Annotated in this window: 19 protein-coding genes, 3 rRNA genes and 2 riboswitches; of the genes, 21 read left to right on the top strand and 1 reads right to left on the bottom strand. The window is 44.3% G+C overall.

The annotated features are described in order from the left end of the window. The first annotated feature begins 33 nt into the window (after window positions 1-33). From nadE to rrf, 9 genes are all read left to right on the top strand, one after another. Window positions 34-858 (top strand): ammonia-dependent NAD(+) synthetase, encoded by an 825-nt coding sequence (gene nadE, locus MKZ10_RS18130; protein WP_342506556.1) that lies wholly within the window; start codon window positions 34-36, stop codon window positions 856-858. A 330-nt stretch (window positions 859-1,188) separates the two neighbouring features. Further along, on the top strand, window positions 1,189-2,139 hold the full coding sequence (locus MKZ10_RS18125) for a MoxR family ATPase (RefSeq protein WP_342506554.1): 951 nt from the start codon (window positions 1,189-1,191) through the stop codon (window positions 2,137-2,139). Beyond that, window positions 2,136-3,347, top strand: a complete 1,212-nt coding sequence (locus MKZ10_RS18120) for a DUF58 domain-containing protein (RefSeq protein WP_342506552.1) — start codon at window positions 2,136-2,138, stop codon at window positions 3,345-3,347. The genes MKZ10_RS18125 and MKZ10_RS18120 overlap by 4 nt, the downstream gene beginning before the upstream one ends. Then, a complete protein-coding gene (locus tag MKZ10_RS18115; protein WP_342506550.1) occupies window positions 3,347-5,542 on the top strand; it encodes a transglutaminase domain-containing protein in 2,196 nt (731 codons plus the stop codon). Before MKZ10_RS18120 ends, MKZ10_RS18115 begins: the two co-directional genes overlap by 1 nt. Before the next feature lie 96 nt (window positions 5,543-5,638). Beyond that, entirely contained in the window at window positions 5,639-6,973 is a 1,335-nt protein-coding gene (gene guaA, locus MKZ10_RS18110) for a glutamine-hydrolyzing GMP synthase (protein ID WP_342506548.1), read from the top strand. Then, window positions 6,965-7,066: riboswitch (purine riboswitch) on the top strand. Its footprint overlaps the gene before it by 9 nt. A gap of 96 nt (window positions 7,067-7,162) precedes the next feature. Then, window positions 7,163-8,497 carry an NCS2 family permease gene (locus tag MKZ10_RS18105; protein WP_342506546.1) on the top strand — a complete coding sequence of 445 codons (1,335 nt, stop codon included), beginning with the start codon at window positions 7,163-7,165 and terminating at the stop codon, window positions 8,495-8,497. A 299-nt stretch (window positions 8,498-8,796) separates the two neighbouring features. Continuing rightward, window positions 8,797-10,348, top strand: a 16S ribosomal RNA gene (locus MKZ10_RS18100). A gap of 364 nt (window positions 10,349-10,712) precedes the next feature. After that, a 23S ribosomal RNA gene (locus tag MKZ10_RS18095) occupies window positions 10,713-13,645 on the top strand. Between the two features lie 81 nt (window positions 13,646-13,726). Then, window positions 13,727-13,842, top strand: a 5S ribosomal RNA gene (gene rrf, locus MKZ10_RS18090). The 16S, 23S and 5S rRNA genes sit together here, the layout of an rRNA operon. A 786-nt stretch (window positions 13,843-14,628) precedes the next feature. Here the strand turns inward: rrf and MKZ10_RS18085 are convergent. Then, window positions 14,629-15,192 (bottom strand): dihydrofolate reductase family protein, encoded by a 564-nt coding sequence (locus tag MKZ10_RS18085; protein ID WP_342506545.1) that lies wholly within the window; start codon window positions 15,190-15,192, stop codon window positions 14,629-14,631. A gap of 194 nt (window positions 15,193-15,386) precedes the next feature. On the opposite strand from MKZ10_RS18085, the gene MKZ10_RS18080 reads away from it, so the two are divergent. From MKZ10_RS18080 to purH, 12 genes are all read left to right on the top strand, one after another. Further along, the gene (locus MKZ10_RS18080; protein WP_342506543.1) at window positions 15,387-15,914 is read left to right on the top strand and encodes a DUF5698 domain-containing protein; all 528 of its coding nucleotides are present in this window, start codon (window positions 15,387-15,389) and stop codon (window positions 15,912-15,914) included. Beyond that, window positions 15,911-16,102, top strand: a complete 192-nt coding sequence (locus tag MKZ10_RS18075; RefSeq protein ID WP_342506541.1) for an NETI motif-containing protein — start codon at window positions 15,911-15,913, stop codon at window positions 16,100-16,102. Before MKZ10_RS18080 ends, MKZ10_RS18075 begins: the two co-directional genes overlap by 4 nt. A gap of 86 nt (window positions 16,103-16,188) precedes the next feature. After that, a riboswitch (purine riboswitch) is annotated at window positions 16,189-16,288 on the top strand. Between the two features lie 30 nt (window positions 16,289-16,318). Then, window positions 16,319-16,495 (top strand): hypothetical protein, encoded by a 177-nt coding sequence (locus tag MKZ10_RS18070; protein ID WP_342506539.1) that lies wholly within the window; start codon window positions 16,319-16,321, stop codon window positions 16,493-16,495. A 21-nt stretch (window positions 16,496-16,516) separates the two neighbouring features. Further along, complete coding sequence (gene purE / locus MKZ10_RS18065) at window positions 16,517-17,005, top strand: 5-(carboxyamino)imidazole ribonucleotide mutase (RefSeq protein WP_342506538.1); 489 nt, start codon at window positions 16,517-16,519, stop codon at window positions 17,003-17,005. Beyond that, window positions 17,002-18,120, top strand: a complete 1,119-nt coding sequence (purK, locus tag MKZ10_RS18060) for a 5-(carboxyamino)imidazole ribonucleotide synthase (RefSeq protein ID WP_342506536.1) — start codon at window positions 17,002-17,004, stop codon at window positions 18,118-18,120. The genes purE and purK overlap by 4 nt, the downstream gene beginning before the upstream one ends. 91 nt (window positions 18,121-18,211) lie before the next feature. After that, a complete protein-coding gene (purS, locus tag MKZ10_RS18055) occupies window positions 18,212-18,466 on the top strand; it encodes a phosphoribosylformylglycinamidine synthase subunit PurS (protein ID WP_203248519.1) in 255 nt (84 codons plus the stop codon). Next, complete coding sequence (purQ, locus tag MKZ10_RS18050) at window positions 18,463-19,149, top strand: phosphoribosylformylglycinamidine synthase subunit PurQ (RefSeq protein ID WP_342506533.1); 687 nt, start codon at window positions 18,463-18,465, stop codon at window positions 19,147-19,149. The genes purS and purQ overlap by 4 nt, the downstream gene beginning before the upstream one ends. Continuing rightward, window positions 19,133-21,361 carry a phosphoribosylformylglycinamidine synthase subunit PurL gene (purL, locus tag MKZ10_RS18045; RefSeq protein WP_342506531.1) on the top strand — a complete coding sequence of 743 codons (2,229 nt, stop codon included), beginning with the start codon at window positions 19,133-19,135 and terminating at the stop codon, window positions 21,359-21,361. The genes purQ and purL overlap by 17 nt, the downstream gene beginning before the upstream one ends. Next, window positions 21,337-22,761: an amidophosphoribosyltransferase gene (gene purF / locus MKZ10_RS18040; protein ID WP_342506529.1), complete on the top strand. Its 1,425-nt coding sequence runs from the start codon at window positions 21,337-21,339 to the stop codon at window positions 22,759-22,761. The genes purL and purF overlap by 25 nt, the downstream gene beginning before the upstream one ends. A 15-nt stretch (window positions 22,762-22,776) precedes the next feature. Continuing rightward, window positions 22,777-23,832 (top strand): phosphoribosylformylglycinamidine cyclo-ligase, encoded by a 1,056-nt coding sequence (gene purM, locus MKZ10_RS18035; protein ID WP_342506527.1) that lies wholly within the window; start codon window positions 22,777-22,779, stop codon window positions 23,830-23,832. Then, complete coding sequence (gene purN / locus MKZ10_RS18030; protein WP_342506525.1) at window positions 23,833-24,408, top strand: phosphoribosylglycinamide formyltransferase; 576 nt, start codon at window positions 23,833-23,835, stop codon at window positions 24,406-24,408. A 148-nt stretch (window positions 24,409-24,556) separates the two neighbouring features. Further along, window positions 24,557-26,092, top strand: a complete 1,536-nt coding sequence (gene purH / locus MKZ10_RS18025) for a bifunctional phosphoribosylaminoimidazolecarboxamide formyltransferase/IMP cyclohydrolase (protein WP_342506523.1) — start codon at window positions 24,557-24,559, stop codon at window positions 26,090-26,092. Window positions 26,093-26,097: the final 5 nt, after the last annotated feature.

Raw genomic sequence — 26,097 nt, 5'->3', positions numbered from 1 at the left:
GGCAGGATGAATAAGTAAGGGGTAGATGAGATCATGACGCTACAGGAGAAAATCATTGCAGAGTTCAAGGTGCAGTCGGCTATTGATCCTCAGGATGAGATTCGTAAGTCTGTTGATTTTTTAAAAGCCTATGCAAGAAAAAATCCATTTTTAAATGGCTTTGTGCTGGGGATTTCAGGTGGACAGGATTCAACGTTGGTCGGCAAGCTAGCTCAGATAGCTGTCGATGAGTTGAACGATGAGGTGGGAGCGAATCACTATAAATTCATTGCGATTCGATTACCTTATGGTGTTCAGTTTGACGAAGAGGATTGCCAAGATGCTCTTGATTTTATCGGACCAACGTTGGTGTATACGGTAAATATAAAAGAGGCTGTTGATGCGAGTGAGCGTACATTGATGGTTGCGGGTGTGAAGCTGACGGATTACTCCAAGGGCAATGAAAAAGCGCGGGAACGGATGAAGGTCCAATACTCTGTTGCTGCAATGCATAATTGTGTGGTGCTTGGAACGGATCATGCGGCGGAAGGGATTACCGGATTTTATACGAAGTTTGGGGATGGTGGTGCTGATCTGATGCCGATCGCTAGATTAAACAAGCGGCAAGGGAAGCAGCTGCTAAATAAACTCGATTGTCCAGCCCATCTCTATTCGAAAGTGCCAACTGCGGATTTGGAAGAGGATAAGCCTGCATTGCCAGACGAAGTTGCCTTAGGAATTACGTATGACCAAATTGATGATTATCTTGAGGGGAAAGAAATTCCGACAGAACCCCGTGAAAAACTAGAGAATTATTTTTTGCGCTCACAACATAAACGGCATATGCCAATTACAATTTTCGATGATTTTTGGAAATGACAGTTGAAGGACTCCTATAAAAGGGGGTCCTTTTCATTTGCTTTGGCAAATGAATCCTCCGGAGGATGTCACGGATTTTGAAGTGAGTTGATTGAGGCAGTCTAAGTACGCGACGTTCCGTCGCAACGACTGCCCAATCCAAAATCCGGACGCAATCACGCCGAGGCGCGCTTGATTTTTTGCTTTAGCAAATGAATCCTCCGGAAGCAATCGCTCCGAGGCGTAATTGATGGGCTTAAGTTGTATGGAAAAGGGTTATCCTGTATTATTAAATTATATTTTGTTAATATTTAGATAAGGTGATTATTGTATCCAATTGGGGGATTTGAGATGACGTATAAAGGAATGATTGAAAAGGTTCTCACGAATATTGAACAAGTAATGATTGGAAAACGAGATATTGCGGAGTTGAGTGTGGTTGCGCTTCTTGCAGGGGGACATGTCTTACTTGAGGATGTACCGGGTGTCGGTAAAACGATGATGGTTAAGGCGTTGGCAAGGTCAATAGGTGCTGATTTTAAAAGGATTCAGTTTACGCCTGACTTACTCCCTTCAGATGTTCTTGGTGTATCAATTTACAATCCAAAAGAGATGGAGTTTGAATTTAGGCCGGGTCCGATTATGGGGAATATTGTTCTTGCGGATGAAATTAACCGAACATCACCGAAGACGCAATCAGCACTGTTGGAAGGAATGGAAGAATCCTCAGTGACGATCGATGGTGAAACGATGAGGCTTCCGCAACCATTTTTTGTTATGGCAACACAAAATCCAATTGAGTATGAGGGAACATATCCATTGCCAGAAGCGCAATTGGACCGATTCTTATTTAAGTTGAAAATGGGCTATCCGACGAAGCGAGAGGAGTCAGAAATCCTGAGCCGAGCTGAAAAATCAGTGCCGCTAGACAAGTTAGATACAGTTATTTCGCTGTATGATTTGAAGGAGTTGCAAAGGGCAGTCACAACGGTAACGGTCGATGAAACGATTAAATCGTATATTGTGGACTGCGCTTCAGAGACGCGTAATCATCCTTACGTCTATTTGGGCGTCAGCCCGCGAGGATCGTTGGCATTGATGAAGGCGTGTCAGGCTTTTGCATTAATGAACGGTCGGACTTATGTGACACCGGATGATGTGCAATACCTTTCACCGTTTGTTTTTGGTCATCGTATGATCTTGCGTCCCGAAGCAAAATATGAAGGGATTTCCACGAAGGAAATTGTGGATCGGATATTGACTAAGGTGCGTGTGCCGGTGAATAAGGTCGGACTCAAATGATAAAAATAAAAAAGATGCTTGATATTTCTGGGCAATTCCTTTTCATATTAGCTGTCTTAGTCGTGACTTATGTTTTCGCTATGTTTCAAGGGGGCCAAGTTAGTTGGGTAATTTTTTATAGTCTACTGCCTTTTGTTCTGTATTCGGCTATGTTATTTCTCTATCCGCTTTCAGGGGTTACAGTAAAACGTTCTATTCGCGCAATGAATATTCAAAACGGCGGTAAATTTCAAGTGTCATTAACGGTGAGGCGTAACAGTCGCTTTCCGTTATTATATACAGTTGTGACAGAAAAATGGGAAGAGGATGAAACGGCTTTATTGGCAGGTGAGCAACGAAAAAAAATGTTTCTTTTTGGATTTCGTAAAGAAATGGAATGGCATTATGAAATTGAACAACTGCCTAGAGGAGAGCATGTTCTACAAGGTGTAGTCATTGAAGTGTCGGACTTTTTTGGCTGGCTTCGTAAAACGAAAATGATTGAGGCGAGGGATACTATTTTAGTGTTCCCTAAAATGATAGATTTGCATTATGTTCCGTTCGACACACAATATGACCGGGGTACACTTGCTTCGTTATTGAATATTGTCAAGGATACAACGATGGCGACGGGGGTTCGTGGCTATCAGCCTGGAGATCGAGTAACATGGATTCATTGGAAATCATTTGCAAGGACACAGACGTTGATGACGAAAGAGTTTGAGGACAGGCGCTCGCAAGAAGTGTTGTTACTTTTGGATGGTAGAGTATCTACTGTGTTTGAGGAACAAGTAGAATTTACGGCTTCTATTTTGAAGGAAGCCTCCAGTCATCAGGCGGAGCTAGCGTTGGTGACGACAGGGCTTGATTCTTCTCTATTTCCTTTTATTCATTCTGAGGAGCAGCTCCATCAAGCACTTGTTCACCTTGCAAAAATAAAACCTACTGCGGAAGACAAGACAGCACCATTAGTAGATTTCAGCACGGAATTTCAGCATGGGGGCGGCATTGTACTGATTACCGCTAAGCCCGATTGGCTCTTAATGCAGTCAGTACTACGCAATGCTAAAAATGCACGATCAATCATATGTTTTGTTGTTGTGAAAGAGAACGAGCAGATTGATCGAGCGATGGAGAATGATATTCAATTAGCAAGGTCAAAGGGAGTTCTTGTACATATACTTGGGAAAGAACGTTTTAAAGAAGCTTTTCAAGAGGTGGCAGGCTAATGAAGGGACAGCGAATGGACAGGCGGTTTTTAGTTTTCCTTTATATTCTTAGCTTCGTTCTTTTAAGGGAATGGCTCATGCCGGTCATGGAATTGACGGACACGGATTACTTGGAAATATTTTTGCTTTTTGTTGCTCTATCATTTTTATTGGCGTTAGTGCGAGTGAAGTGGTGGATTGCTGTACCCATTAAAGCAGTTTATATCGTGTGGGTCATTCACTATGTGTATTTAGATAAGGTGTTATTTTCAAAGGACACAGTGTGGTACATACTCACAGATTTATTGTCGAATGTTCCGATTATCTTCAGTGCAGATTGGGATGTGATTACGAATCCGTTCAAAACAGCCCTGTTTTTCTTCTTATTATGGATGACGACCTATCTGATTCGACACTGGATTGAAGTGAGGAAAAGTATTCTACTTTTTTACATGATGACGGTTGTTTTTATTGCATCAATTGATACGTATAGTCCTTATTCTGCGGATGGGTCGATTATTAGAATTATGGTAGTGGGTTTATTATTACTCGGTCTTCTTTATGTTTCTAAAAAACTGGAAATGTATAAGGAGCCTATTACGCCGGGGGTCTTCATTGCCTTCTCGCTTCCGCTTCTTTTTATGGTAGCGGTGAGTGGAGCTTTGGCGACTATATTACCGAAGCAGGAACCAATTTGGCCAGATCCTATCCCTTATATTAAGTCAGTTGTTCAAGGAACAGGGGTAGGAGGAGGTTCGGTAGTTTCGAAAAGTGGTTATGATACGGATGATACTACGCTCGGTGGGTCATTCATTCAAGATGATACGGTCGTTTTTGAAGTGAAAGTAGCTAGTAAACAATATTGGAAAATTGAAACGAAAAATACGTATACATCAAAAGGGTGGGAGCAATTACCTGCAAATGGTGAGATGACTGTCTATACATCAGGGATGGAATTAGGGATGCCGACGACTTACGGTGAAATGTCGGATAAGCCGGAGCGATTGGCTGAGTTTCAAGTGACAGAGCCGTTCCCGTTCATCATTTATCCTTATGGAATCAATAAGGTGTTTGCAACGGCTGATGCGCTGTTTCTTCATTCTGAAATGTCGGGGAAGTATAGTACGACACTTGGAGGAAGTGAAGGTTCGCTCGAAGTATACGAAATTGAATTTAAAGAGCCGGAGTATAGTTTAGCGGCGTTAAGGGCTGCGGAAATTACGGATTATGCTGCTGAATCTGAAGATTTCACACAATACTTGCAGCTTCCAGAGCAGCTACCACAGCGAGTAAGGGATTTGGCTGAGGAAATCACTGCACCGATTGATAGTGTCTATGAAAAGACGAGATTAATTGAAGGTTACTTTAAGAAAAATGGCTTTGTGTATACACAGCAAAATGTAGCCATACCCAAAGCAGGAGAAGATTATGTAGATCAGTTCCTCTTCGATACGAAAAGTGGCTATTGTGATAACTTTTCCACATCTATGGTTGTCATGCTACGTAGTCTCGATATCCCTGCACGTTGGGTAAAAGGCTTCGCGCCAGGAGAATCTGTACTAAATGGAGCTGGCGAACGCGTTTATCAGATTACGAATAACGAGGCGCATTCGTGGGTGGAGGCGTATATGCCAGGAGTTGGTTGGATGCCATTTGAACCGACCATTGGTTTTGCCGGCTTGGCAGATGTTAATTATGACTTAGAGTTGGATTTAGCAAATCCAGAATTCCCTGAAGCAAAAGAGCCAGAGCAACCGAAGTCGGAGCAAGCGAAAAAGCCATTGAAAGAGAATACAAATGTGGCGTTTACTAAATATGTAGAATCCATCGGTACATGGTTGAAAAATAATAAATGGCTAGTGATGGTTGTTATAGCTGTACTAGCATTGACTGCTTGGCGAATATTTGTCGCAAGAGCAAAATGGCTGCCGCATGTGCTAATTTATGCAAGTCGTTCAGGCAAAGAAGACTGGGAAACGTTCGATAAACAGTATACAAGTTTGTTGAAGCAGCTAGATCGACTGGGACTAAAACGATCGAGCGGCATGACCTTATCCGATTATGCGACGACTGTCGACGACTATTTTGGTGGAAATGCAATGAGGAAGTTGACAAGCGCTTATGAAAAAGGGTTATATGGCGGGAATACAACCGATCATGAGTGGGCGGATTTGCAGAAAATATGGACAGATTTAATCAATAGGACTTCGAGTTAATTTTTGAAGTATAACCGTAGGGATAGAGTATTGGGAATATAATCCGGTTAATGGTGAAGCGAAAAGTATTTGTTGAAACAGCCGGAAAGGTGTAGAATGATAGGATTAAGAGGAGGTTGTTTCAACTTGAAGCAGGATAATATTTTAGTATTGGATCTAGGTAGTAGTGAGAATACAACAATTGCCCGTTGGATTCGTGAACTAGGCGTGTATAGCGAGATTCATCCTCATGACATTACAGCTCAACAGATTGAACAGTTAAAAATGGTAAAAGGAATTATTTTGAATGGTGGTAAAAATAATATCATTGATGGCGAAGCAATCGATGTATTAGATGAAATTTACTCTTTAAATATTCCGGTCATTAGCGTAGAGCACCCATCAACAAAAGCTTTGAAAACGCTAGAGCAATGGCCGAGTGAAGAGGAAACGAAAGCACTGTTAAATGATTTCGTTTTCGATACATGTAAAGCAGAAGCAAACTGGAATATGAAAAACTTTGTTGATGATCAAGTCGCTTTACTCCGTAAACAGATAGGCGATAAGAAAGTATTATTAGCTCTTTCAGGCGGCGTAGATTCGTCCGTTGTTGCAGCATTATTGATTAAGGCAATCGGCAAGCAATTAGTGTGTGTGCATGTAAACCACGGTTTAATGCGTAAAAACGAGTCTGAGGGCGTTATTCAAATGTTCGAAAAAGACTTGGGAGAAAACCTGGTTTACGTGGATGCAAGCGAACGTTTCTTAGGTAAACTAAAAGGGGTAGACGAGTCAGAAGAGAAGCGTAAAATTATCGGCAATGAATTCATTCGTGTATTTGAAGAAGAAGCGCGTAAATTTGAAGGAATTGACTTCTTGGCACAAGGAACAATCTATCCGGATATCGTAGAATCCGGTACAAAAACACATAAAGTTGTGAAGTCTCACCATAACGTTGGTGGCCTTCCAGAAGACCTGCAATTTGAATTAGTGGAGCCGTTATTCCAATTATTCAAAGATGAAGTACGTGCATGTGGTGTTGAGTTAGGTCTTCCGCATGATATGGTATATCGCCAGCCATTCCCAGGACCTGGTCTAGGTGTGCGCGTTTTAGGTGAAATTGAGCTTGATCGTCTGGAAGCAGTACGCGAATCAGATGCTATTTTACACGAAGAGTTTAAACTTGCAGGATTAGACCAAAAGGTTTGGCAGTACTTTACAGTTGTGCCCAACTTCAAATCTGTCGGTGTACGCAACAATGAACGGACCTATGAATATCCAGTCATTATTCGCGCGGTCAATACAGTCGATGCTCTTACAGCTACGATAGAACCAATCGACTGGCCAATCCTTCTGAAAATCACAGATCGGATTATGAATGAAGTGAAAAATATTAACCGCGTGTGCTACGACCTGTCTCCGAAACCGGGTGGCACGATTGAGTGGGAATAAAATAAAAGTTATCGTATAAAACCGGGAATATGGCCCGGAAGTTTCTACCGAGACACCTTAAATGTTTCGACTACGATTCTAGATAGAGGGAGAAATCCATTCTATTTGGTTTTGTTATGGGAAGTATACGGTGTAACTACGTATACTTCCTATTTTTATTTTCAAAAATTGATTTGAAGGATGGGTAAAATGAAGAAATATTTTGAGTTTGATAAGTTAGGTACAAATTACCGTCGTGAAATTATCGGTGGGCTGACTACATTTTTAGCAATGGCGTATATCCTTGTTGTCAATCCTTTAATGTTGTCCCTTGATGCGATTCCGGATTTACCGGATGCTAAGCGTATGGACAAAGGGGCAGTATTTGTAGCAACGGCACTTGCAGCAGCTGTAGGATCTCTATTTATGGGACTTATTGCAAGATATCCAATTGGGTTAGCACCAGGTATGGGGTTGAATGCATTTTTCGCTTTTTCCGTTGTATTGGGAATGGGTATTCCGTGGCAAACAGCATTAACAGGTGTGTTATTTTCTGGCCTTATTTTCATTGTCTTATCACTATCAGGTTTGCGTGAGATTATTATTAATGCAATTCCAATGCAGCTTAAGTTTGCAGTGGGAGCTGGGATTGGATTATTTATCACATTCCTTGGACTTCAAAATGCAAAAATCATTGTTGCTGATCCAAATACGCTTGTAACACTTGGAGATCTTTCACGCGGTCCGACTTTACTAGCTATTTTTGGTCTTGTTATTACAGTTATTATGATGGTACGTAAAATCAATGGTGCAATTTTTTACGGTATGATCACAACTACTATTGTAGGAATGGTTGTTGGTTTGATTAATCTACCTGAAAAAGTTGTCGACAAAGTACCGAGTGTAGCTCCTACATTTGGTGTTGCATTCGATGCGTTATTCCAAGATCCAGCTTCTTTGCTTACAACACAATTTCTTGTCATTGTCATTACATTCTTATTTGTAGATTTCTTTGATACCGCGGGTACACTTGTAGCGGTTGCGAATCAGGCAGGATTGATGAAAGATGATAAGTTGCCGCGGGCTGGCAAAGCACTACTTGCAGATTCATTGGCAACTGTGACCGGTTCGGTTTTTGGAACGTCAACAACGACCTCTTACATTGAATCATCAGCGGGGGTCGCTGCGGGTGCAAGAACAGGGTTTGCTTCTATTGTAACTGGATTATTATTCTTACTTGCTTTGTTCTTTTCACCGTTACTATTCGTTATCACTTCAGAAGTGACGGCTCCGGCTTTAATTATTGTCGGAGTACTAATGGTATCTACACTTGGTAATATTGAATGGACGAAATTTGAAATTGCAGTACCTGCTTTCTTTACGATTATTGCAATGCCTCTTACTTACAGTATCGCGACAGGAATCGCGATTGGTTTCATTTTCTATCCGATTACAATGATCCTAAGTGGGCGTAAGAAAGAAATTCATCCAATTATGTATGGCTTGTGGGTTATATTTGTTTTGTATTTTATCTTTATTAAGTAATTCTCTATATTATAGAAGGAACGGTTCCCTTGAATGATAAGGGGACCGTTTTATTATAAAGGCTTTACAATTATTAATAATAACTTTACAAAACTGTTGACTTTCATTTTTGAGGGTGGTATATTAATTAAGCAGTCGACGAGAACGACAGAAAACGACAGCGAGCGACATCAAATGAACCTTGAAAACTGAACAGCAAAACGTCAACGAAATACAGCGAAGGTGCTTAACGCACCCAAGCAAAACACATGACATTATTAATTTAATGCCAGCAAGAAATGAGCTATTCATTTTCTTCTATTATGGAGAGTTTGATCCTGGCTCAGGACGAACGCTGGCGGCATGCCTAATACATGCAAGTCGAGCGAATGGATGGGAGCTTGCTCCCAGAAGTTAGCGGCGGACGGGTGAGTAACACGTGGGCAACCTGCCCTACAGATGGGGATAACTCCGGGAAACCGGGGCTAATACCGAATAATCAGTTGGTTCGCATGAACCAACTCTGAAAGACGGTTTCGGCTGTCACTGTAGGATGGGCCCGCGGCGCATTAGCTAGTTGGTGGGGTAATGGCCTACCAAGGCGACGATGCGTAGCCGACCTGAGAGGGTGATCGGCCACACTGGGACTGAGACACGGCCCAGACTCCTACGGGAGGCAGCAGTAGGGAATCTTCCACAATGGACGAAAGTCTGATGGAGCAATGCCGCGTGAGCGAAGAAGGTTTTCGGATCGTAAAGCTCTGTTGTAAGGGAAGAACACGTACGGGAGTAACTGCCCGTACCTTGACGGTACCTTATTAGAAAGCCACGGCTAACTACGTGCCAGCAGCCGCGGTAATACGTAGGTGGCAAGCGTTGTCCGGAATTATTGGGCGTAAAGCGCGCGCAGGCGGTCCTTTAAGTCTGATGTGAAAGCCCACGGCTCAACCGTGGAGGGTCATTGGAAACTGGGGGACTTGAGTACAGAAGAGGAAAGCGGAATTCCACGTGTAGCGGTGAAATGCGTAGAGATGTGGAGGAACACCAGTGGCGAAGGCGGCTTTCTGGTCTGTAACTGACGCTGAGGCGCGAAAGCGTGGGGAGCAAACAGGATTAGATACCCTGGTAGTCCACGCCGTAAACGATGAGTGCTAAGTGTTAGGGGGTTTCCGCCCCTTAGTGCTGCAGCTAACGCATTAAGCACTCCGCCTGGGGAGTACGGCCGCAAGGCTGAAACTCAAAGGAATTGACGGGGACCCGCACAAGCGGTGGAGCATGTGGTTTAATTCGAAGCAACGCGAAGAACCTTACCAGGTCTTGACATCCCACTGCCCGGTGTAGAGATACGCCTTTCCCTTCGGGGACAGTGGTGACAGGTGGTGCATGGTTGTCGTCAGCTCGTGTCGTGAGATGTTGGGTTAAGTCCCGCAACGAGCGCAACCCTTGATCTTAGTTGCCAGCATTTAGTTGGGCACTCTAAGGTGACTGCCGGTGACAAACCGGAGGAAGGTGGGGATGACGTCAAATCATCATGCCCCTTATGACCTGGGCTACACACGTGCTACAATGGATGATACAGAGGGTTGCCAACCCGCGAGGGGGAGCCAATCCCATAAAATCATTCCCAGTTCGGATTGGAGGCTGCAACTCGCCTCCATGAAGCCGGAATCGCTAGTAATCGTGGATCAGCATGCCACGGTGAATACGTTCCCGGGTCTTGTACACACCGCCCGTCACACCACGAGAGTTTGTAACACCCGAAGTCGGTGGGGTAACCCTTACGGGAGCCAGCCGCCGAAGGTGGGACAGATGATTGGGGTGAAGTCGTAACAAGGTAGCCGTATCGGAAGGTGCGGCTGGATCACCTCCTTTCTAAGGAATTATTCGGAATGTAGACCCTTGGGGTCTGCAAGTTGACGTTTTGCGTTCAGTTTTGAAGGTTTATCTTTTATAATAAGAGATGCCTTTTTTAAACTTGTTCATTGAAAACTGGATAAAACGACATTGATAGTAACAAATCAAGAATCAACCACGTAAATAACTTGTTATTTACGATTGCAATACCTTTTTACGTGCATTTGTTTTACATCGCTGTAAGCAAATACACACTAATGAGGGTTTCGAGAAGCAAGTAGTGCTAGGAAGCGATGAAGAGAAAGAAGGAGCGTACTCAGGTACGTGACTGACTGATCGACTGAAGCTGACAACGCAATACGCAGCTTATCGGAAGCCGAATGGTTAAGTTAGAAAGGGCGCATGGCGGATGCCTTGGCACTAGGAGCCTAAGAAGGACGGCACTAACACCGATATGCTCCGGGGAGCTGTAAGTAAGCTTTGATCCGGAGATTTCCGAATGGGGAAACCCACTGCCCATAATGGGGCAGTACGTTTACGTGAATACATAGCGTAAACGAGGCAGACCCGGAGAACTGAAACATCTAAGTATCCGGAGGAAGAGAAAGAAACATCGATTCCCTGAGTAGCGGCGAGCGAAACGGGAAAAGCCCAAACCAGGAAGCTTGCTTCCTGGGGTTGTAGGACACTCTATACGGAGTTACAAAGGAATGGATTAGGCGAAGCGACCTGGAAAGGTCCGCCGTAGCGGGTAAAAGCCCCGTAGTCGAAAGTCCATTCTCTCCAGAGTGTATCCTGAGTACGGCGGAACACGTGAAATTCCGTCGGAATCCGGGAGGACCATCTCCCAAGGCTAAATACTCCCTAGTGACCGATAGTGAACCAGTACCGTGAGGGAAAGGTGAAAAGCACCCCGGAAGGGGAGTGAAATAGATCCTGAAACCATGTGCCTACAAGTTGTCAGAGCCCGTTAATGGGTGATGGCGTGCCTTTTGTAGAATGAACCGGCGAGTTACGATTCCATGCAAGGTTAAGCAGTGAATGCGGAGCCGCAGCGAAAGCGAGTCTGAATAGGGCGAATGAGTATGGGGTCGTAGACCCGAAACCAGGTGATCTACCCATGTCCAGGGTGAAGGTAAGGTAACACTTACTGGAGGCCCGAACCCACGTATGTTGAAAAATGCGGGGATGAGGTGTGGGTAGCGGTGAAATTCCAATCGAACCTGGAGATAGCTGGTTCTCTCCGAAATAGCTTTAGGGCTAGCCTCAAACTTAAGAATCTCGGAGGTAGAGCACTGTTTGGACTAGGGGCCCATCCCGGGTTACCGAATTCAGACAAACTCCGAATGCCGATGATTTATGTTTGGGAGTCAGACTGCGGGTGATAAGATCCGTAGTCGAGAGGGAAACAGCCCAGACCACCAGTTAAGGTCCCCAAGTATTCGTTAAGTGGAAAAGGATGTGGCGTTGCCCAGACAACCAGGATGTTGGCTCAGAAGCAGCCATCATTTAAAGAGTGCGTAATAGCTCACTGGTCGAGTGGCGCTGCGCCGAAAATGTACCGGGGCTAAACGAATCACCGAAACTGTGGATTGATACCTTTGGTATCAGTGGTAGGAGAGCGTTCCAAGGGCGTTGAAGCTAGACCGTAAGGACTGGTGGAGCGCTTGGAAGTGAGAATGCCGGTATGAGTAGCGAAAGAAGGGTGAGAATCCCTTCCACCGAATGCCCAAGGTTTCCTGAGGAAGGCTCGTCCGCTCAGGGTTAGTCGGGACCTAAGTCGAGGCCGAAAGGCGTAGACGATGGATAACAGGTTGATATTCCTGTACCACCTCCCCGCCGTTTGAGTAATGGGGGGACGCAGTAGGATAGGGTGAGCGCACTGTTGGTTATGTGCGTCTAAGCAGTAAGGTGTGGAATGAGGCAAATCCCGTTCCTATAACATTGAGCTGTGATGGCGAGGAGATTAATCTCCGGAGTCCCTGATTTCACGCTGCCAAGAAAAGCCTCTAGCGAGGCGGGAGGTGCCCGTACCGCAAACCGACACAGGTAGGCGAGGAGAGAATCCTAAGGTGATCGAGAGAACTCTCGTTAAGGAACTCGGCAAAATGACCCCGTAACTTCGGGAGAAGGGGTGCTCTGTTAGGGTGTTAAAGCCCGAGAGAGCCGCAGTGAATAGGCCCAGGCGACTGTTTAGCAAAAACACAGGTCTCTGCAAAACCGTAAGGTGAAGTATAGGGGCTGACGCCTGCCCGGTGCTGGAAGGTTAAGAGGAGAGGTCAGCGCAAGCGAAGCTTTGAATTGAAGCCCCAGTAAACGGCGGCCGTAACTATAACGGTCCTAAGGTAGCGAAATTCCTTGTCGGGTAAGTTCCGACCCGCACGAAAGGCGTAACGATCTGGGCACTGTCTCAACGAGAGACTCGGTGAAATTATAATACCTGTGAAGATGCAGGTTACCCGCGACAGGACGGAAAGACCCCGTGGAGCTTTACTGTAGCCTGATATTGAATTCCGGTGCAGCCTGTACAGGATAGGTAGGAGCCTAAGATTCCGGAGCGCCAGCTTCGGAGGAGGCGTTGGTGGGATACTACCCTGGCTGTATTGGACTTCTAACCCATGCCCCTTATCGGGGCAGGAGACAGTGTCAGGTGGACAGTTTGACTGGGGCGGTCGCCTCCTAAAGAGTAACGGAGGCGCCCAAAGGTTCCCTCAGAATGGTTGGACATCATTCGTAGAGTGCAAAGGCATAAGGGAGCTTGACTGCGAGACCTACAAGTCGAGCAGGGTCGAAAGACGGGCTTAGTGATCCGGTGGTTCCGCATGGAAGGGCCATCGCTCAACGGATAAAAGCTACCCCGGGGATAACAGGCTTATCTCCCCCAAGAGTCCACATCGACGGGGAGGTTTGGCACCTCGATGTCGGCTCATCGCATCCTGGGGCTGTAGTCGGTCCCAAGGGTTGGGCTGTTCGCCCATTAAAGCGGTACGCGAGCTGGGTTCAGAACGTCGTGAGACAGTTCGGTCCCTATCCGTCGCGGGCGCAGGAAATTTGAGAGGAGCTGTCCTTAGTACGAGAGGACCGGGATGGACACACCGCTGGTGTACCAGTTGTCTTGCCAAAGGCATCGCTGGGTAGCTATGTGTGGACGGGATAAATGCTGAAAGCATCTAAGCATGAAGCCCCCCTCGAGATGAGATTTCCCATTACGCAAGTAAGTAAGTTCCCTCAAAGAAGATGAGGTTGATAGGTCTGGGGTGGAAGCGCGGCGACGTGTGGAGCTGACAGATACTAATCGAACGAGGACTTAACCTTCTAGTAAAAAGGGCAGGTTGGCCCTGATTTGTGAAACACACTGTCGTATTATTCAGTTTTGAGTGAACAAGCTCAACATAGTCTGGTGACGAAGGCGAAGAGGTCACACCCGTTCCCATCCCGAACACGGAAGTTAAGCTCTTCAGCGCCGATGGTAGTTGGGGGTTTCCCCCTGCAAGAGTAGGACGTCGCCGGGCGCAAGGTCATTGCCAATAGGTAGTGGCTTTTTTTGTTGTTTAAAATAAAAACCAAAGGTTTATCATTTGGACTTATTCAGTGGAATTATGGGCTATTTAAATAACCAGAGTATATTCTTTATATAGAAGTTAAGCTCTTCAGCGTGGATGGTAGTTGGGGGTTTCCCGCTGCAAAACGAAAGGGAACCTTTCGTTTCTGCGTGATTTACGCGTTTTTTTGCGTAAATCAAAGCAAGGGTTTTCAGGACGTCGCCGGGCGCAAGGTCATTGCCAATAGGTAGTGGCTTTTTTTGTGTTTGAAAATAAAAATTTGTTAAAATTTAACTTCATTCAGCAAATGATTTTGTACTGAAAGCGAAGCGTCAGCTACAGAAATCTCCCACTTCTGTAAGTGGCGAGATGAATGCGAACTAGATTTGTAATTCAGTAGGGGATTCAACCCCCGGCTGAATAGGGGAACGCAGGCTAAGTTCACCACGTCCTAAAAAAGTGCCTTAATTTCTGCAAAGAACACAGAAATTATGGCAAATCGAACCCTTTGCTGTTCGACTGGCAACGCCTGCATGACCAACATCTTGTTGGCCCAAGCCTCCGGCGGATGTCACGGTTTTGAAGGGAGTTAGAAGGCAACAACAAAAGAGCGCCGCGTCCTGCGGCAATGGTTGCATACCTGCATCCTGCAGGCACAAGCTCAATTCAAAATCCAGACGCAATCACGCCTCGCCGTGATTGATTATTGGTAGTTCTGTGATGAAAATGGGGAACTCATTATAAAGATTCCCCATTCTATTCACAATGATGAATGAGTTGCACAACGCCAGAAGAGAATGTTTTAGTGTGAACCAATTTTAAATTCAATCTCTGTTTTATATCAATAAACATAGGTTTTCCTTCTCCTAAAATAACAGGGTGAATAGATAATCTAAATTCATCAACCAGTCCTAAATTGATAAAGGTTGTAATGAGACTAGCTCCACCATATAGCCAGATGTCTTTTCCAGGCTTATTCTTCAATTTATTGACTTCCTCATGAATATTTTTATTTATAAATATTGCTTGGTTATCAGTTTCTAATCGTGTTTTGGAAAACACATATTTCTTTTTATTATGGACCAGTTTCCAAATCTCTTTTTCGGTATCGGAGTCTTGAGTTTCTGGAATATATTGTCCCCATAAATCGTAGCTTTTTCTCCCATATAGAATAGTATCAATTTGGTTTAAGAAATTAGTGAAACCCATATCTGGATCCATAATACACCAATCAACTTCTCCGTTTTTTCCTTCAATAAAACCATCTAAAGTTACAGCTAAATCTAAAATTACTCTTCTTCGTTTTATATTAATTGTCATAAAACTACCTCCATTTTTCATTTGAAAACAAGCTACTACGCACTTGCATACCTTTGTATCATTACGAATATTTGTTCTTATTTTGATTGTAACAAGTATTCGGTAAGTTATCAAATATCAACATTGCTGATTAACGTTCCTTGAATTTGTTTTCTATCAGCGATACGATAAATAGTATGAAAGGGGTTATAGATATGCAAATGGTGCTTATTATATTTACAATCAATATTGTCTATGTAACCTTCTTTACAGTGCGCATGATTTTGACGCTGAAGGGGTATAGGTATATTGCAGCTGCTGTCAGCATGGTAGAGGTTGTTATTTATGTAGTTGGTCTTGGTTTAGTACTTGATAACCTTAATCAAATTCAAAACCTAGTTGCCTATGCTGTGGGGTATGGATGTGGTGTTATTATAGGAACAAAGATTGAAGAAAAAATGGCACTTGGTTATATTACGGTAAATGTGATTACTGCAGAGGAAAATTTGAAACTACCGATTATACTAAGGGAAAAAGGTTATGGGGTAACAGATTGGTCGGCCAATGGTTTAGATGGTGACCGATCGGCAATGCAGATTTTAACACCACGTAAATATGAGCTAAAACTTTATACGATCATTAAGGAAATTGATCCAAGAGCATTTATTATTGCATATGAAGCAAAAACAATACATGGTGGATTCTGGGTGAAGACAGTGCGGAAAGGAAAGTTGTTTAAATGAGTCAAAAGAAGACGGTATGGTTTGAAGTGGGAGAGGAAGAAAGTATCGATGATTGCTTGAAGAGAATGGCGGCCGGTGGATACATGGTTGCTGGGAGAAAAGAAGAACCGCTATTTATGGAAGTGAAAGGGGAGTATGTCCCGGTACGACAGCTTATCAAATTCAAAGGAATACTACCTGAAGCGTGAAATGACAAAAAGGCGAACGTTGGAAATTTAAAATATAAAAATGTTCGTCTTTTACCGTTGACGAATGGTCTTAGTCTTGATAAAATGTGTAGAGTAAATAGAATCCCCATATATACTAAGGAATTGGCCTTAGTGTTTCTACCAGGGCACCGTAATGTCCGGACTATGCGGGAAAGCAATTTTTCAGGAATCGTAGCGAAGGGTGTGTGGGTGCCAATGGGTACAATCATCTTAACGCATTTTTTAACGTCCTTGAATAATCTGCTTTTCACGTATAGTGAAGAGCGGTTTATTCAAGGACGTTTTTACTTTTTTAAAGGGAAGTTCAAAGATTTCGGGTTTACATGGGGAATACTGAATTTAGTTCTTCTTGTCCTTATCAATGAACTGTGATTATGAAGGAGCGGATGATAAGTGGAACCGAAAATCGGTGTAATTATGGGAAGCAAGAGTGACTGGGAAACGATGAAACATACGTGTGACATTTTGGACGAGCTTGCCGTTCCGTACGAGAAGAAAGTCGTCTCAGCGCATCGTACGCCTGATTTTATGTTTGAATACGCAGAGCAAGCCCAAGGACGTGGCCTACATGTAATTATCGCAGGTGCAGGTGGGGCAGCCCATTTGCCGGGGATGGTTGCGGCGAAAACATTACTTCCTGTCATTGGCGTGCCAGTTCAGTCAAAAGCGTTGAATGGCATGGATTCCTTATTGTCGATTGTTCAAATGCCAGGTGGCGTGCCGGTTGCTACGGTGTCAATTGGTAAAGCAGGTGCCACCAATGCAGGTCTACTTGCCGCACAATTCTTAGGCGTTAATGATCCAGTGTTAATGAAGCGTCTGGAAGAACGTCGTCAACAAATGCGTGATATAGCTTTGGAAAGCAGCGGTGATTTAGTATGAAAACCATTTTACCAGGACAGACAATCGGAATTATTGGTGGAGGTCAGCTGGGTCGAATGATGGGACTTGCTGCCAAAGAGGCTGGATTCAAAATTGCTGTGCTGGATCCTGTTATGGACTCTCCCTGTGGCCAGATTGCCGATATCCGAATTGTTGCTCCTTATAACGATGAAGCCGCACTTGAGGAACTGGGTGAGGTCAGTGACGTTATCACATATGAATTTGAAAATATCGATTATGAAGGCTTAAAAAGGCTTACTCAAATCGCACATGTACCACAAGGTGCTGAGCTTGTTCGGATTACACAGAACCGAATCAATGAAAAAGCTGAAATTACTGCATCAGGTGCTCCTGTTGCTAACTATGTGACAGCACAGACATTTGAAGAACTGATAACGAAAATTGCAGATGTAGGCTTCCCATGTATCGTCAAAACAGCATTTGGTGGCTATGACGGAAAAGGGCAAGTGAAAATTAATTGTCAAGAAGATTTGCATGAAGCAGAGTCACTTTTTGCCCATTCTGCATGTATCGCAGAAGCGTTCGTACCGTTTACAAAAGAAATATCAGTGATTATACAGCGTAACGCTGCAGGCCAATCTTATTGCCTACCTATTGCTGAAAATATTCATAAAAACCATATCTTACATGAATCTATCGTGCCTGCGCGAGTAGGTCAGAACGTCATTGCACAAGCTGAAGAGGCAGCGACGAAAATTGCTGATTATCTTAACCTTGTTGGGACATTGGCAGTTGAAATGTTCGTGCTTGAAAATGATGCAATCGTCATTAATGAATTAGCACCACGTCCTCATAATTCGGGTCATTATTCGATTGAGGCTTGTAATGTTTCACAGTTCCATCAGCATGTTCGTGCTGTTTGCGGCTGGCCGCTTCGTGAGCCAAAGCTATGGGCACCATCTATTATGGTGAATGTACTTGGTCAACATGTGGCTCCACTTAAGAAGGTCGTGACGAATTATCCTGATTGGTCGATCCATTTATACGGTAAAGCAGAAGCGAAAGACAATCGTAAAATGGGACATGTAACCATCATGACGGATGACATTGAAAAGCTGTTGGAAGAGATTGACTCCACAGGTATTTGGGCTTAAGAGGAGATACTTATGAGTAGGTATCACACTTTGCAGGTGATAAATCCGATTTTAAAAAACTAATCTAATTCCATTTGGGAGGAAAAAAGACATGACGAAAGTAAACGTATACGTAACACTCCGTGAAAGTGTTGTTGATCCACAAGGAATTGCAGCGAAAGAAGCGCTTCAAACGATGGGTTATCAGGAAGTCGAAAACGTCCGCATTGGTAAATTGATTGAACTGGAACTAGCGGGTTCAGTTACAGAAATCGATGCACGTGTCAAAGAAATGTGCGACAAGCTGTTGGTCAATAAAGTTATCGAAGATTACCGATACGAAATCGGGGAGGTCGCGGGCAAATGAAGTTCGCTATTCTAGTTTTCCCAGGATCGGGCTGTGACATCGATATGTATCATGCGGTAAATGAAGTGCTGGGTAAAGACGCACAATATGTGTGGCATACAGAAGCGAATCTCGAAAACTTTGACGCGGTACTTATTCCAAGTGGCGCATCATATGGCGATTATCTTCGTCCAGGTGCACTGGCACAAAGCTCACCAGCTATTGACAGCCTAAAAGCATTTGCAGCGTCAGGCAAACCAGTACTGGGTGTAGGTAACGGCTTCCAAATTCTTGCGGAAGCAGGTCTGCTACCAGGTGCTTTCTTACGCAACAAAGGATTGAAATTCAGATCAGGTAAGGCGAAATTGACAGTCCGCAACACAGACTCGAAATTTACGGCTGATTATGATAAAGGTCAAAAAATTGCCATCCCGTTTGCGCATGAACATGGTAACTACTATGTGGATGAACAAACGGTAGCAGAACTAAAAAATAATAATCGTATCGTCTTTACATATGCGGACGGCAATGTGGACGGCAGTACTGAAGCCATTGCCGGCGTGTTGAATGAACAAGGAAATGTACTTGGCATGATGCCACTTCCTGAACGTGCAGTTGAGGAAATTATCGGAGGTACAGACGGATTGCCTCTATTCAATTCAATCTTAAAAAGGTGGAGTGAAAATAATGTCAGCCAAGCATGAACCGAGCACACAACAAGTTAAAGAGGAAAAGTTATACCTACAAATGGGAATGACCGACGAAGAATTCGAATTGGCAACCAAAATGTTAGGTCGCCTTCCAAACTACACGGAAACAGGTCTGTTCTCGGCATTATGGTCTGAGCACTGTTCATATAAAAGTTCGAAACCCGTTTTGCGTAAATTCCCAACTGAAGGAACACGTGTCCTTCAAGGCCCAGGTGAGGGTGCTGGGATTGTAGATATCGGCGATAACCAAGCAGTTGTTTTCAAAATGGAATCACATAACTCACCGTCTGCTATCGAACCATTTATCGGTGCGGCAACAGGTGCGGGTGGCGTTTTACGCGATGTTTTCTCTATGGGATCACGTCCAGTAGCACTTGTTAACTCATTGCGTTTTGGGGATTTAACAGATGCGCGGGACCGTTTTTTATTCGAAGAGGCGGTAGCAGGGATTGCTAGTTACGGAAATATCATTGGTATTCCAACGATTGCGGGCGAAGTGCAGTTCGATAACTGTTATTCAAAACGTCCACTTGTTAATGCGATGGCTGTTGGTTTATTAAACCATGAAGATATCCAAAAGGGTGTTGCTTCTGGTGTAGGGAATACGGTGATGTATGCGGGCGCTACAACAGGTCGCGATGGTATTCACGGTGCAACGATGTCATCATCTGAAGTTGCTGTGGGTGAAGATACAGCGCCACCGGTTATGCAAGCTGGAGATCCATACCTTGAGAAGCTTGTCATGGAGGCTTGTCTTGAGCTTGTTAAATCAGATGCATTAATCGGAATTCAAGATATGGGTGCGGCGGGACTTACTTCGTCAGCAGCTGAAATGGCGTCAAAAGCAGGTTATGGTGTTGAGTTGAATCTTGACTTAGTGCCACAACGTGAAGAAGGCATGACGGCGTATGAAATGATGCTGTCAGAATCACAAGAGCGTATGCTTATCGTTGTTAAAAAAGGTCGCGAACAAGAAGTAACGGACCTATTTGCGAAATATAGCGTAGAAGCGGTGTCTATTGGTACAGTGACGGATGATAAAATGCTGCGTTTGCTTCATAAAGGCGAAGTAGTTGCGGAAGTATCAGCAGATGCACTTGCTGAAGACGCACCGGTTTACCATAAAAAATCTGAAGAGCCTGCTTACTTCAGAGAGTTCCAAGCGCAAGAAATGACAGAACCTGTCGTTAAGGATTTGCAGGCAACATTGAAAGACTTATTGCAACGTCCAACGATTGCTTCTAAAGAATGGGTTTACAATCAATTCGATACACAAGCACGCTCAAATACAATTGTTGCACCAGGTTCATCCGCAGGGGTTATTCGTGTAAATGGAACGAGTAAAGGGCTTGCGATGACATCTGACTGTAACTCACGTTTTGTTTATCTTGATCCAGAAACAGGCGGGAAAATTGCAGTTGCGGAAGCGGCGCGTAATCTTGTTTGTTCAGGTGCAGAACCGATTGCGATTACGGATTGCTTAAACTTTGGTAGTGCGGATAAGCCTGAAGTGTTTTGGCAGCTTGAGAAATCAGCTGACGGTATTTCTGAAGCGTGTATCAAGTTGAATGCACCTGTTATTAGTGGGAACGTTTCTTTATCCAATGAAGTGAATGGTGTTCCAATCTATCCAACGCCAACGATTGGTATGGTTGGGCTTGTCCACGACTTATCACAAGTAACAACAACTGCATTCAAGCAAGCTGGCGACGCAATCTATGTGATTGGTGAAGCGGGACTTGATTTTGGTGGCAGTGAGCTTCAACAGATGATAGACAGTAAAATTTCTGGTCAAGCACCGGCGATCGATCTTGACGTTGAAGCGGCTCGTCAAAAGGCAGTTTTAACAGCGATTCAGGATGGACTTGTTCAATCTGCAACAGATTTGTCTGAAGGTGGCTTTGCCATTGCACTTTGCGAAAAGGCATTCGATGCAGAAGGTCTTGGCGCAGAAGTAACGATCGCAGGATCTGCTGTTACGGCATTGTTCAGTGAAACGCAATCACGTTTCCTTGTGACTGTTAAAGAAGAAAATACAGCAGCATTTGAAGCGACTGTAGCAGATGCGATTAAAATCGGTGCGGTAACGGCTAGTGATCGAGTTGTTATCAACGGTGAAAATGGTGTGTTAATTGACGGGGCGGTTGAAGAATTCCGTTCTGCTTGGAAAGGGGCTATCCAATGCTTGCTGAACTCAGAGGCTTAAACGAAGAGTGCGGTGTATTTGGCATTTGGGGTCATGTAGATGCGGCGCAGATCAGTTATTACGGTCTGCACGCCTTGCAACACCGGGGACAAGAAGGCGCCGGCATTGTAACAAAAGATGGTAATAAGTTACATGTCATTAAAGGTGAAGGCCTTGTCAACGATGTGTTTTCAGGTAATGAAATTGAAAATCTTAAAGGCAGTGCTGCCATTGGGCAAGTACGTTATTCGACGGAAAATGGTAGAGGCATTGAAAATGTTCAGCCACTTGTTTTCCGTTCAACGACGGGAAGTCTATCCGTTGCTCTCAATGGTAATATTGTCAATGCAGTCGAATTACGTGAGCATCTGGAACGTCAAGGCAGTATTTTTCAAACGAATTCAGATACGGAAGTACTTGCACATTTAATCAAAAAAAGTAGTGGTTCTTTAAACCAGCGTGATCGTGTGAAAAAAGCATTGGCGATGTTAAAAGGTGCTTTTGCCTTTGTTATCTTAACTGATGATGGGCTGATGGTAGCTCAGGATCCGAATGGTTTACGCCCACTGTCTCTTGGGAAAATGGGCAATGCGTGGGTTGTGGCGTCGGAAACATGTGCGTTTGATATTATTGGTGCAGAATGGGTTCGTTCGGTTGAACCCGGTGAACTCATCATTATTAATGATAAAGGGCTTCACTCTGAGCGCTTTGCACCAGCAGCTGATTCAGCGATGTGCTCAATGGAATATGTCTATTTTGCACGTCCCGATTCGGATATTGATGGCATAAATGTTCACATGGCACGCAAGCGTTGTGGTAAACAGCTGGCACGAGAAATGGCGCATATTGAAGCGGATGTTGTCACAGGTGTACCCGATTCGAGTATTTCGGCAGCTATTGGATTTTCTGAGGAAAGTGGCATACCTTACGAGCTAGGACTTATTAAAAGCCGTTATGTAGGTCGTACGTTCATCCAACCTTCACAGGAATTGCGTGAACAAGGCGTTAAAATGAAACTTTCTCCTGTGCGTCAAGTTGTCAATGGTAAACGGGTTATCGTGGTGGATGATTCGATTGTTCGTGGGACAACGTCTAAACGTATTGTGAGGATGCTAAAAGAGGCAGGGGCAACAGAAGTTCATGTTGTCAGTGCTTCACCTCCACTCGTCAATCCATGTTTCTACGGCGTGGATATTAGCACGGATTCAGAATTGATCTCAACCAATCGTACGATTGAGGAAGTTCGCGAGCTCATTGAAGCTGACTCATTAACATTTTTGTCACCAGAAGGTATGCTGAACGCGATTGGCCGTTCAGATAGCATGAAAAATTGTGGGCAATGTTTGGCTTGTTTCACGGGAGAATATCCAACAGAAATCTATTCAGATACAGTTTTACCACATAAAAAAGAAATCGTTTGATAGGGAGGCTTTTGCATGTCGAAGGCGTATGAAAGTGCAGGGGTAAATATTGAAGCTGGCTATGAGTCAGTTGAACGGATGAAGTCGCATGTTGCACGTACTGCTCGTAAAGGTGTTGCAGGAACGTTTGGCGGTTTTGGCGGGATGTTCGATCTTTCAGCGCTCGATTATAAAGAGCCAGTTCTTATTTCAGGTACAGATGGTGTCGGAACAAAGTTGAAGCTGGCATTTATGGCAGATAAGCACGACACAATCGGTATTGACTGTGTGGCTATGTGTGTCAATGACATTGTTGCACAAGGTGCAGAGCCACTTTACTTCCTTGATTATATTGCGCTGGGCAAAGCTGTACCTGCAAAGGTGGAAGCGATTGTTAAAGGAATTGCGGATGGCTGTGTCCAATCTGGTGCAGCGTTAATCGGCGGAGAAACGGCAGAAATGCCAGGTCTTTATGAAGTCGATGAATATGATTTGGCTGGTTTTGCAGTCGGTGCCTGTGAAAAGAGCAAAATCGTCACGGGTGAAAAAGTTGCTGCTGGCGATGTGATTGTTGGGATTGCTTCAAGTGGTATTCATTCCAACGGTTATTCACTCGTCCGTAAAATTGTTCTTGAAGATAATGGCTATGCAATTGATGGTGTCATTGATGGCTACGAGGATCTTGGAACGGTTGGCGATGCACTTCTTGTGCCGACTAAAATCTATGCGAAGCCTGTTCTACAAATGCACCAGGAATTAGACGTCCATTCCATGGGCCATATTACAGGCGGAGGATTCTTTGAAAACTTGCCACGTATGTTTGCAGATGGATTTGGAACAGAAATCGACCTTGGTTCATGGCCGGTGCTTCCAGTGTTTAATATGCTGAAAGAAAAAGGTCAGCTGTTGGATAAAGATCTGTATAGCGTCTTCAATATGGGTGTTGGTTTTGCCGTTGCGCTTCCGGCTGATCAAGCAGATCATGCGATTGCGATTGCAGAACAACATGGTGAAAAAGCTTATAAAATCGGGCGTGTCGTAACAGGTGAAGGTGTGACGTTCATAGGCGACCATGATGGGAGTCTTTCTTAAATGACTGCGCTTAAAATGAAAATTGCCGTTTTCGCTTCTGGAAGCGGCAGTAATTTTGCAGCCATTGCTGAGGCTTGTCGACTTGGTGAGCTGAACGCTGAAATTGTCTTGGTGATAACAAATAAGCCAGACGCGTATGTGGTGGAACGGGCGAGGCAAGCTAACATTCGTGTCGTGGCGTTTCAATCTGCGGCATACAAAACGAAAGATACATATGAAGAAGCAATTCTTGCAATGCTTCATGAGGCGGGGGCTGAATGGCTCGTCTTGGCTGGCTATATGCGTCTTGTTGGAGAGCCACTTCTGTCAGCCTATCCGTCACGTATTGTTAATATTCATCCTTCCTTACTGCCATCGTTTCCTGGGATAGATGCCATTGGACAAGCCGTCGCGCATGGCGTAAAGGTAACGGGTGTCACAGTTCACCTTGTCGATGAAGGAATGGACACCGGGATGATTTTGGCGCAACGTGCCGTCAATGTAGTTGATGGCGACGTAGACAAAACGGCTGAAGCGATTCATGCTGTGGAACATGATTTATATAAAGAAACATTAAATAGCCTTTTTAGCCGGTAACTTTTTTACCGGCTTTACTTATAGGGTTGAAAAGGTTGAAGACGGTCACAATGGTGTCTATGGCGGTCATAACACAGTCTCTAGCGGTCATAACTAGTGTGTAGTGAACTGGTATCGAATCTTTAATTCAAAAATGGAGGGTTTATTCGTGAAAAAACGTGCATTGCTTAGCGTGTCGGACAAAAGTGGTATTTTAGAATTTGCGAAAGTGTTGGAAGGTCTCGGTTACGAACTATTATCTACGGGCGGGACAATGAAACATCTAGCGGACAATAGCGTGGCTGTCACAGCTGTTGACGCAGTGACTGGCTTCCCTGAAATTATGGAAGGCCGTGTGAAAACACTCAATCCGATGATTCACGGCGGACTGCTTGCGAAACAAGATGACCCATCACACATTGCACAAATGGAAGAGCACGGCATTCAGCCAATCGATATCGTTTGTGTCAACCTATACCCGTTCAAAGAAACGATTTCAAAACCAGATGTATCAACGGATGATGCCATCGAAAACATTGATATCGGTGGACCAGCCATGCTACGTGCGTCTGCGAAAAACCATGCATATGTAACGGTAATCGTCGATGCAACAGATTATGACCAAGTCATTGCCGAATTAACAGCAGATGGTCAAACAACACTTGCAACACGCAGACGTCTTGCGGCAAAAGTATTCCGTCATACAGCGGCATACGATGCATTGATTTCAGGCTATTTAACTGACCTTTCAGGCGAGGAATTCCCAGAACAGGTCACGTACACATATGAGCTTAAACAACCGCTCCGTTACGGGGAAAACCCACACCAAAAAGCGGCATTTTACAGTCGTCCACTTGGTTCTGATTTCTCGATTGCTTCTGCACAACAGCTGCATGGTAAAGAATTATCGTATAATAATATCCAAGACGCGAACGCAGCGATTCAAATCGTCAAAGAATTTGAAGGACCTGCTGCAGTTGCCGTGAAACATATGAATCCTTGTGGTGTGGGAACTGGAGAAACGATTTTCGATGCATTTAATAAAGCCTATGAGGCAGACTCGACATCTATCTTCGGCGGTATCATTGCCTTAAACCGTGAAGTAGATGCGGCAACTGCGGAAAAACTATCGGGCATCTTCCTTGAAATTATCATTGCACCTGCTTTCACAGAAGAGGCAATAGACATCTTGACGAAAAAGAAAAACATTCGCTTGATGACAATTTCATTTGATCAAAACAAAAAAGACCAATGGAATACAGTTTCTGTTGAAGGTGGATTGCTCATGCAAGAGCCAGATGCTTATGGTTTTGCAGATGCAGACATCAAAGTAGCAACAGACCGCGAGCCAACAGAAGCAGAATGGCAAGCGATGAAATTGGGCTGGGCAGTTGTCAAGCACGTTAAATCAAATGCAATTGTTGTAACAGACGATCATATGACACTTGGTGTTGGCGCTGGGCAAATGAACCGTGTAGGCGCAGCAAATATCGCATTGACGCAGGCTGGTGAACGCGCGAAAGGTGCAGCATTGGCATCGGATGCATTTTTCCCAATGGACGATACGGTCGAAGCAGCAGCGAAAGCGGGTATTACGGCGATTATCCAACCTGGTGGATCAGTGAAAGACGAAGATTCTATCAAAAAAGCCAATGAATATGGCATTACGATGGTATTTACAGGCGTTCGTCACTTTAAACATTGAGGAGG

It is taken from the genome of Sporosarcina sp. FSL K6-2383 (assembly GCF_038618305.1).
GTDB lineage: Bacteria > Bacillota > Bacilli > Bacillales_A > Planococcaceae > Sporosarcina.
This window is presented reverse-complemented; position numbering and strand designations above follow the sequence as displayed.

Bases quoted from the DNA above. Each gene is read 5' to 3' on its own strand.
- MKZ10_RS18080 (WP_342506543.1), top strand. From the start codon at position 15,387: ATGCAAATGGTGCTTATTATATTTACAATCAATATTGTCTATGTAACC.
- guaA (WP_342506548.1), top strand. From the start codon at position 5,639: ATGATAGGATTAAGAGGAGGTTGTTTCAACTTGAAGCAGGATAATATT.
- MKZ10_RS18125 (WP_342506554.1), top strand. From the start codon at position 1,189: ATGACGTATAAAGGAATGATTGAAAAGGTTCTCACGAATATTGAACAA.
- purL (WP_342506531.1), top strand. From the start codon at position 19,133: ATGTCAGCCAAGCATGAACCGAGCACACAACAAGTTAAAGAGGAAAAG.
- purM (WP_342506527.1), top strand. From the start codon at position 22,777: ATGTCGAAGGCGTATGAAAGTGCAGGGGTAAATATTGAAGCTGGCTAT.
- MKZ10_RS18070 (WP_342506539.1), top strand. From the start codon at position 16,319: ATGGGTACAATCATCTTAACGCATTTTTTAACGTCCTTGAATAATCTG.
- purF (WP_342506529.1), top strand. From the start codon at position 21,337: ATGCTTGCTGAACTCAGAGGCTTAAACGAAGAGTGCGGTGTATTTGGC.
- MKZ10_RS18085 (WP_342506545.1), bottom strand. From the start codon at position 15,192: ATGACAATTAATATAAAACGAAGAAGAGTAATTTTAGATTTAGCTGTA.
- MKZ10_RS18115 (WP_342506550.1), top strand. From the start codon at position 3,347: ATGAAGGGACAGCGAATGGACAGGCGGTTTTTAGTTTTCCTTTATATT.
- MKZ10_RS18105 (WP_342506546.1), top strand. From the start codon at position 7,163: ATGAAGAAATATTTTGAGTTTGATAAGTTAGGTACAAATTACCGTCGT.
- purK (WP_342506536.1), top strand. From the start codon at position 17,002: ATGAAAACCATTTTACCAGGACAGACAATCGGAATTATTGGTGGAGGT.
- purS (WP_203248519.1), top strand. From the start codon at position 18,212: ATGACGAAAGTAAACGTATACGTAACACTCCGTGAAAGTGTTGTTGAT.
- purQ (WP_342506533.1), top strand. From the start codon at position 18,463: ATGAAGTTCGCTATTCTAGTTTTCCCAGGATCGGGCTGTGACATCGAT.
- nadE (WP_342506556.1), top strand. From the start codon at position 34: ATGACGCTACAGGAGAAAATCATTGCAGAGTTCAAGGTGCAGTCGGCT.
- MKZ10_RS18120 (WP_342506552.1), top strand. From the start codon at position 2,136: ATGATAAAAATAAAAAAGATGCTTGATATTTCTGGGCAATTCCTTTTC.
- purN (WP_342506525.1), top strand. From the start codon at position 23,833: ATGACTGCGCTTAAAATGAAAATTGCCGTTTTCGCTTCTGGAAGCGGC.
- MKZ10_RS18075 (WP_342506541.1), top strand. From the start codon at position 15,911: ATGAGTCAAAAGAAGACGGTATGGTTTGAAGTGGGAGAGGAAGAAAGT.